Source organism: Mucilaginibacter polytrichastri, from assembly GCF_001911425.1.
Taxonomy (GTDB): domain Bacteria; phylum Bacteroidota; class Bacteroidia; order Sphingobacteriales; family Sphingobacteriaceae; genus Mucilaginibacter; species Mucilaginibacter polytrichastri.
On sequence record NZ_MPPL01000001.1, the window covers coordinates 2106940 to 2115387 of the forward strand.

Here is an 8448-nt window from a genome sequence, read left to right on the forward strand (position 1 = left end):
ATAAACTATATGATTGAAAAAGGCGCGTTGCTCCCTTTGTTTTATCTGCCGCCGGTTGAATATTTTACGCAACTAAATAAATTTAAACCGGAGATCTGGCTGGAGCAGGCCGAGCATTTCCCGAAACAAACGTACCGTAACCGGGCCAATATTTACTCGCCCGATGGCGTGCTAACGCTTGTGGTACCGGTTGTTAAAGGTTCAAAGGTACATACCCCTGTAAAAGATGTAAAAATAAGCTACGATTTTAAATGGCAGCGCCTGCACTGGCTAAGCCTCGAAGCCTGTTATCGGCGGTCGGCTTATTTTGAATATTATGAGGATGACTTTGCACCTTTTTACGAGCAAAAAACATCGCACCTGTTTGATTATAACCAAAAGCAGTTAGAATTGCTGCTGCGGTTATTAAAAATTAAAAGCCCGCTCAACTATACCGAAAGTTATGAGGCAACATATCCTGGGGCGGTAACAGACTTTCGCAAGGCATTTAGCACTAAAAAAGAAGTTACCATTGAACAAAAGCCGTACTTTCAGGTTTTTGAAGAACGCCATGGTTTTTTAAAGAACCTCAGTATTATAGACCTACTGTTTAACCAGGGCCCGCAGGCATTAAATTATTTGTAAATGAGCAAAAGATCACGTTTTAAACATAAGCGCATGGGCCAGGTTGGCGACATCCCGGGCATGATCCGTGTACCTGATGATGCGCTTAAACCCAAAATCAGTGTGTATTCATACAATGCCGATGAGGTGATTACATCAACAGGCGATGAGATTGATGTGATCATAAAGCAATTTGACAAATGTAAATGCCATACCCACTGGATAAAGGTTAACGGCCTCGGCGACGCCACATTGATAGAAAAGATAGGCGACTTGCTGAAGATCAATGTATTGGTTCTGGAGGATATTACCAATACGCACCAACGCCCCAAGTTTGATGAATACGAAGGCTACTTTTTTGCAACAAGCCGCATTATCCAACTCTCACATGCCGGGGATGAGATGCTGAATACCCAGTTTTCTGCCATTGTTAAAGATGATCTGATCATTAGTTTCCAGGAAAATTACGAGGATTGCTTTGATGCGGTAATTAACCGGCTTAAAGCGGGTAAGGGAATCATCCGCACCGGAGGCCCGGCCTACATGTGTTATGCTTTAATGGATACCATTATTGATACCTATTTTGTGGTACTGGCAGATATCGGCGAATCACTAGACGCGCTGGAAGACCGATTGTATGCCAGCGCCGATAAAACCATTATGTACGATAGCCAGCACATGAAACGCGAACTGATTATGATGCGCAAGGTAAGCTGGCCCGAACGGGACAAGATCAATGATATGATCCGTAGCGATAGCGCTTTAATTAGTACAGAAGTAAAAACCTATCTGCGCGATGCTTACGACCATTGTATCCATATTATGGATGTGATAGACAGCTATAAGGAAATTACCACCAGTATCACAGACTTGTACCTATCTATGGTAAGTAACCGCATGAACGAGATTATGAAGGTGCTCACTATTATTTCTGTGATATTTATCCCGCTAACGTTTGTTGCCGGTATTTATGGGATGAATTTTGCGCGCCAGGATGATAAAGGCCATATTATAACTGATAATATGCCCGAACTTTATATGCACCATGCTTATCCTGTTGCACTTATTAGTATGCTGATTATAGCAGCTATACTAATATTTATTTTTTGGCGAAAAGGCTGGTTTAACAGGTTATAAAGATCAAACTATTTTTAGATATTACTGACAAAAGCTTGTCAGTAATAAAGACTTTTAAGTCTGTAAAATATTATAAAAGTGGAACATGAACTTAATTCATTTTTTGACTTAAGTAACTAATTAACAATTACTTATGTAGATAATCTTATTAAAATAATAACTTTTAAGGCTGTAGAATGGAACATGTGGCACTTGTGGAACTGTTCCACTTTAAAAGCATAAAAAAACTGCCTCACAATCAATGTGGAGGCAGCTTTTTTTTATAGCTAAAACACCGCTTAGTCTTCCTTTTTCGGTGCAATACCGTGGTCAACATCGAGTGTGAAAGATGATTCGGCTGCATCGTATGCAGTCTGCAAACCCTGAATATCCGCTTGCTCATCTGCAGGTTCTACATCGTTGCCATCTCCAGACAGGTCACTCTCTTGTGTTTGTGCGTTTTCCTGTTCGTTGCTCAGGTTTCTTGGGTTATCGTTGTTCTCATTATTTAAGGCAATTTCATTTTCCGGGATGCTCATAGTCTTTATTTTTAGATGTTATCTTATAACTAAGTTAAACAATGATTGTTTAAATAACTATTATTATTTCTTAAACTCGGGCTTCAGGTAGTCATGCATGGCCTTGCGCATTTTCATTACCTTAGGTGCAGACACCGATGCAATGTAAGGGCTATCTCCATGTGTTTTATAATATCCCTGGTGATATTTCTCCGCAGGGTAAAATACCTTAAAAGGCTCTACCTGGGTAACTATCATTTTGCTGTAATGCTTGCTGTTACTTACCTTTTTAATTACAGCCTCTAGTGTAGCTTTCTGTTCCGGCGTACGGTAAAAAGCAATAGAGCGATAATCTGTCCCCTCATCCGGCCCCTGGTAATTTAGTTCTGTGGGGTCGTGCGCATAAAAGAAAGCTTCGGCCAAGGTTGCGTAACTAATCACTTTAGGGTCAAAATATACCTGTGCTACTTCTGCATGGCCGGTAGTTTTGGTGCAAACATCCTCGTAACTTGGATTTTTTGTGCTGCCACCGGCAAAGCCAGCTACCACCTTATCTACACCCTTAAGCTCAGACATGGCCTCGCTCATGGCCCAGAAACAGCCCCCGCCAAAAGTGGCTACCTCCTGCCCCGGTTTCGGGGTTGGTACGGTCGCAAAACCGTTTTTGCTTTCTGAAGTTTGCGCACTGGCACAACCGCACAACAGCATAACGCCGGTTATATAGAAAAGAAAGTTCCTGATCATAGCTAATTGATTTACAGTATTAACGTAGTACAAGATACTATGGTTTAACGTATTTGTAACCCTAGTGCCATATAATATTAATACCGCCTTTCTGCAGCTTCGAGCCGTTTACGCAACTCGTATAGTATCGACATCATACCGTTGATCTTAATTTCATGAATAGTCGATAACATCATGCCCAGCTTACCCGGGGGCATACCACCATTACGGTGCATCCACTCGAGGTAAGAAACGGGTAAGTCGGCAATTAAAATGCCCTTATGTTTACCAAAGGGCATTTTAGTCCGCAAAATATCTATTAATACCGAGTAGTCAGGTTGTACGGGTTCCACACGGTAAAGATACAGCTATGCTACAGCTTTACGTATCTGCCGGGCAATTATAAATCCGGCGGCAATACTGGTAATTATCATTGCTGCAATAAACTTGCGGTTAGCTTTAAAAGGCGGCACATATAAAACGCCTGTCTCGTCGGCTACCGCAGGCTGTTTAATATATCGGCCACTGGTTGGTACGGCCAGCTCGTCGAAGTTTTCGGCCAACTCGTCCAGCGCTACCTGGAGTTCACGCCCGCGCATCAGCGGACCGTGCCCTGTTGCTGCAATACGCGGATGCAAGCCTGCCAGTTTAATTACAGATGCCTTGGCGGCTTTCCAATCGGGTGTAATATACCTTGGCGGGCCGGATAGTTTTTTAAGTGAGCTTAGTATATAAATGGCAGATTCTGCCTTGGTAGTAACAAAAGCATCGCCGGCAATAAGCGTGGTATTCAATGGAAAAAATAAGGAGATATGTCCCGGCGAATGGCCAGGCGTGTAGATGATCCGCCACTCGGGCAGTTCTGCTATGCGGCCCTCTTCTATGGCTTTTACTTTGTTACCTAATTTTAACGGCTTGGTACGAAAAAGCACAGAAAATAAACTCATAATGCCGCCGCCTACAGTCGGGTCTACAGGTGGATATGATGATTTACCGGTTAAATAGGGCAATTCATATTCGTGCGCATAAACAGGTACTTTCCAGTGTTTTAACAAAGCTTCCAGCGAGCCGCTATGGTCAGAGTGCCCATGTGTTAATATAATGGCAGAGGGGCGCGTACCTAAGCCAAACAAAGCTTCGGCCATAGCAATAATTTTGCCGGCCGATCCCTGCGGGCCGGTATCAACCAACACCCATCCCTTTTTTACACCACGGCGGTTGGCTATCATGTATACGTTTACAAACATTAGCTTCATTCCCCAAACGCCTTGCGCAACCTGGAAAAAGTTTACTTTATTTTTCTTGATCATTACAAAAAACAGGTTTATGCCCTGTTCAACAACGGTACTGTAGTATGGTTTTAATGTAATAGTTGAAAATGCAAAACATTAAATGTTAAACACAATGCTTTAATTTGCTGTTACACTACCAACAATAATACTATGGAACAAGAATTTGATGTTGTACTTACCGGATCTGACGGACCCGTTGAAGGCATTGCTAAAAAATTAGATCACAGTGCGTATGATGAAGCTTACGAGTTTATCTCTGTTGATGAAACCGTCCATTTGCTCATTGCCAAAGAGAACGGCCAGTGGACCCGCGTAGCCGGTACCGACCCTTACTTTAGCGGTTGGGCCGATGAATTGGCCGAACAGGTAAAATAATATTAAAAATACACTGATGGAAAAACGTGAATTGGGCCAATCAGGTATCAAAGTTGTACCGTTTTGCTTTGGAGGTAATGTATTTGGCTGGACTATTGACGAGCCTACTTCCTTCAAATTATTAGACGCTTTTACAGATAGCGGCTTAGACTTTATTGATACGGCCGATGTTTACTCTGCCTGGGCGCACAATGGCGTGGGTGGGCAATCTGAAACCATTATAGGTAACTGGCTTAAAAAAAGTGGTAAACGTAATGATGTAATCATCGCTACCAAGGTTGGCAAGCCCATGGGCGAAGGTAAAAAGGGCCTCTCTGCCAAATATATAAACCAGGCTGTTGAAGATTCATTGAAGCGTTTGCAGACTGACTATATCGATCTTTACCAATCTCATGATGACGATCAAAGTACGCCGTTGGAAGAAACAATGGATACTTATGATAAATTAATTAAAGCCGGTAAGGTAAGAGCTATTGGTGCGTCAAACTACACCGGCGAGCGTTTTCAACAAGCTTTAAAAGTGAGCAGGGACAACGGCTTTGCTACTTACCAAACCCTGCAACCCGAGTATAACTTGTACGAACGCGAAGCGTATGAGAAAGATCTGGAACCAGTAATATTAGAAAATAATGTTGGTGTAATTACCTACTATTCATTAGCCAGCGGATTTTTAACCGGCAAGTACAGATCTGAAGATGATTTGAATAAAAGCAAGCGCGGCGGCGGTATTAAAAAATACCTAAACGAACGTGGTTACAATATATTGAAAGCATTGGATGAAGTTGCAAAACAATATAAAGTAACTCCTGCTGCGATATCACTGGCATGGCTGATTGCCCGCCCCGGTATTACTGCGCCCATAGCCAGTGCAACCAGTGTAGAGCAATTGAACGAGATTAGTAAGGCTGTAAGCTTAAATCTTTCTCAGGATGCTGTTGAGCTTTTAAATACAGCTAGTAAATATTAAACGTTATAAACAAATACATTGTGTCTAGTTTGCAAGTTTTATAAGAGACACAAATTATTGTGTCGCTACGATGTAGAATAATAACAGAAAAAAGGCCACCTCGATAACATCGGTGGCCTTTTAACATATATATTAGGGTAACGTACTTAGAATCTGGCCGGGCGCATCATGCCCATTTTGTTGGCTGCAAAGTGTTCATCTCCCCTATTGCCTCTATCCTGACCTTGTTGGCCGCCATTGTTTTGTGGTTGGCCATTACCACGGCCTTGTCCTTGCTGACCATTATTTTGGTTAACGGGTTGGCCTAAGTTATTACCACGACCTTGTCCTTGCTGACCGCCATTTTGGTTAACGGGTTGGCCGCCATAATTTTGTTGACCATAATTCCCTCTACCATGGCCTTGCTGCCCACCGTTTTGGTATTGGTTTTGTTGCGGTTGCCCACCATAGTTGCCACGATCTTGATTCTGCTGACCTCTGTTTTCGTACTGGCCGCCATAGTTACCTCTGTTAGGGGCATTAAATTGCCCACCACGGTTATCGCCATTCCAACCTCTGTTATCATCTCTGTGGTTATCAAAACCGCCTCGGTTATCATCCCGGTGATTATCAAAACCTCCCCTGTTGGCATAGCGGTTATCAAAACCACCGCCTCTTTGGTCGAAGCCGCCAAAACGGGTCCGATATTCATCGTGGCGCATGTAAGGGCGTTGTGCACGCACTTCATAGTGGCGGGCATTTCTCCAGTCGTAATTACGATATCGGCCCGGTAAGTAAGCGGCATGGATCCATTGCTCACCATCGTTATAATAATAACATTGTTGGCTTACGTCGTAATAAGCCTCCACATCGGGTAAATAATAATAGTCGTCATCATCATCGTAGTTGGTGTAACTAACATCCTGCACGGGTTGGGCAACTATTACACGGGTGCCTACATTACCAAAGTGTAAATTAACACCTAATCTTATTTGTGCATCAGCAGTTTTTACGGTTAATAAACCTGCGCCCACTGCCATTATTATTGCTAAGTTTTTCATTTTGTTTGTGTTTAAAGTGTTTATGATATTACCGGTTATGTTATTGTTTTTTATTAGTGCTCCCGGTATTTTCAATTTGTTTCGATTTGCATATATGACTATATGAACCCGCCAATAGTTTAATATAACTTTGCTTAAATATTATAGTATTTTACTTAATCAGAATTATATATTGACTTTTATTATTATATCAATATATAATTCTTTAAATGTTTATTATATAGCGTTGGTCAGAATTTAATTAGTAATCCTAATTAACCTTTTAGTTAAAATGTGCATGATATTGTTACTATCTGTTACCAATCATATTTCTATTATTAATGTATAATGAGTTAATTTGAGTTATACATCGCATTATGAAAAACAAATATTTAATCACCTCATTACTCTCTACTATAGCAGTAGTTGGTTTGCTGGCGTTTACTACGCCGGGTAAAAAACATGTTATTACCCACCATGCCGAAAACGCCGGGCTTAAATTACCTGCCGGTTTTAGCGGAAACATTATAGCAGAAAATCTGGGTACCGCCCGCCACATTGCTGTTACCCCACAGGGAGATATTTTTGTTAAAATAAACTATAACGCAAGGCGAAATAAAGATGCTAAAGGTATTGTTGTTTTACACGACAACGGAACCGGTGCGGCTACAGTTAAAACCAGCTTTGGCAATTTTGCCGGTACGGGTATGTACATTAAAAATGGTTACTTGTACGCATCTTCAGATGTTGACGTTTTCCGTTACAAGCTGAATGACAAGAATGAAGTTATAGACCCAAATAAGCCCGAAAGAATTGTTACCGGTTTAATAAGCCGCCATGAGCATGAGGCTAAAGCCATATTGCTTGATAACAATGGTAACCTGTACGTTAATATAGGCGCCTTCTCTAACTCATGCCAGGAGAAAGACCGCCAAAAAGGATCAATGGGCCAAAAAGGTTGCCCGGTATTAGATTCGGCAGCGGGGATCTGGCAGTTTAAGGCCGACAAGCCTGACCAGCACTATGGTGATGGCGTACGTTATGCCACAGGTTTGCGTAACGTGGTTGGTATGGATTGGAATACCCAGTTAAACCAGCTCTTTGTGATGCAGCATGGTCGCGACCAGTTACATGACATTTTCCCTGATCTGTATACCGTACAACAATCGGCATTATTGCCTGCCGAATGTTTATACGCTATTAAGAAGGGCGATAATGCAGGCTGGCCTTATATCTACTACGATCAGCAACAGCACAAAAAGATCCTGGCGCCAGAGTATGGTGGCGATGGTAAAAAGACAGGTGGTGAGAATGCTATTGATCCTTCAGTTGCATTCCCCGGCCACCTGGCGCCAAACGGTTTATTGTTTTACACCGGTAACCAGTTCCCTGCTAAATATAAGAATGGTGCATTTATTGCCTTCCATGGTTCCTGGAACCGTGCGCCTGAGCCGCAGGCAGGCTACTTTGTGGTGTTCCAACCCTTTAAAGATGGTAAGCCTTTTGGCGACTGGGAAGTATTTGCTGATGGTTTTGCAGGTACCCCGGAGCAGGTTGCATCCGGCCGCGCAGATCACCGCCCTTGCGGACTGGCACAGGCAGCAGACGGCTCTATCTATGTAACAGACGACTCTAAAGGAACAATTTATAAAATATCGTACAAAAAATAATGACCGCTTTTTTCAGATCATTTTTACTAACTGCTTTTTGCTTTGTAGCAATCAGCAGTTATGCACAGCAACATAAAACTACGAGCAAAGCTAAACCACAAGCCAAACCGGCGGCAGGTGGTTTAGCAGGTTCTGTAGCTGCCGGGCACAGTGTCTATATGCAAT

The 8448-nt window shown here is 42.4% G+C and carries 10 protein-coding genes; 5 read left to right on the forward strand and 5 right to left on the reverse strand.

Annotated elements, in window-relative coordinates:
* Positions 1-9 precede the first annotated feature (9 nt).
* Both RG47T_RS09125 and corA read left to right on the forward strand, forming a co-directional pair.
* Positions 10-624, forward strand: a complete 615-nt coding sequence (locus RG47T_RS09125) for a WbqC family protein (protein ID WP_074489129.1) — start codon at positions 10-12, stop codon at positions 622-624.
* Positions 625-1740, forward strand: a complete 1116-nt coding sequence (corA, locus tag RG47T_RS09130; RefSeq protein WP_074489130.1) for a magnesium/cobalt transporter CorA — start codon at positions 625-627, stop codon at positions 1738-1740.
* A 278-nt stretch (positions 1741-2018) separates the two neighbouring features.
* Here the strand turns inward: corA and RG47T_RS09135 are convergent, their stop codons facing one another.
* The 4 genes from RG47T_RS09135 to RG47T_RS09150 all read right to left on the reverse strand — a co-directional run bounded on the left by RG47T_RS09135 (position 2019) and on the right by RG47T_RS09150 (position 4270).
* Positions 2019-2258, reverse strand: coding sequence for a hypothetical protein (locus RG47T_RS09135; protein ID WP_074489131.1), 240 nt, complete (start codon positions 2256-2258; stop codon positions 2019-2021).
* Between the two features lie 63 nt (positions 2259-2321).
* Complete coding sequence (gene msrA, locus RG47T_RS09140) at positions 2322-2981, reverse strand: peptide-methionine (S)-S-oxide reductase MsrA (RefSeq protein WP_074489132.1); 660 nt, start codon at positions 2979-2981, stop codon at positions 2322-2324.
* Positions 2982-3058: 77 nt separating this feature from the next.
* Positions 3059-3313: a DUF3820 family protein gene (locus tag RG47T_RS09145; RefSeq protein ID WP_074489133.1), complete on the reverse strand. Its 255-nt coding sequence runs from the start codon at positions 3311-3313 to the stop codon at positions 3059-3061.
* A 15-nt stretch (positions 3314-3328) separates the two neighbouring features.
* A complete protein-coding gene (locus RG47T_RS09150; protein ID WP_074489134.1) occupies positions 3329-4270 on the reverse strand; it encodes an MBL fold metallo-hydrolase in 942 nt (313 codons plus the stop codon).
* Between the two features lie 132 nt (positions 4271-4402).
* Here RG47T_RS09150 and RG47T_RS09155 point away from each other — a divergent pair, with 132 nt between their 5' ends.
* Positions 4403-4627 carry a hypothetical protein gene (locus RG47T_RS09155; RefSeq protein ID WP_074489135.1) on the forward strand — a complete coding sequence of 75 codons (225 nt, stop codon included), beginning with the start codon at positions 4403-4405 and terminating at the stop codon, positions 4625-4627.
* Between the two features lie 16 nt (positions 4628-4643).
* On the forward strand, positions 4644-5594 hold the full coding sequence (locus RG47T_RS09160; protein WP_074489136.1) for an aldo/keto reductase: 951 nt from the start codon (positions 4644-4646) through the stop codon (positions 5592-5594).
* 146 nt (positions 5595-5740) lie between these two features.
* On the opposite strand, the gene RG47T_RS09165 is transcribed toward RG47T_RS09160, so the two are convergent.
* The gene (locus RG47T_RS09165; protein WP_074489137.1) at positions 5741-6634 is read right to left on the reverse strand and encodes a hypothetical protein; all 894 of its coding nucleotides are present in this window, start codon (positions 6632-6634) and stop codon (positions 5741-5743) included.
* A 356-nt stretch (positions 6635-6990) separates the two neighbouring features.
* Here RG47T_RS09165 and RG47T_RS09170 point away from each other — a divergent pair, with 356 nt between their 5' ends.
* Entirely contained in the window at positions 6991-8283 is a 1293-nt protein-coding gene (locus RG47T_RS09170; RefSeq protein WP_074489138.1) for a PQQ-dependent sugar dehydrogenase, read from the forward strand.
* The last annotated feature ends 165 nt before the right edge of the window (positions 8284-8448 follow it).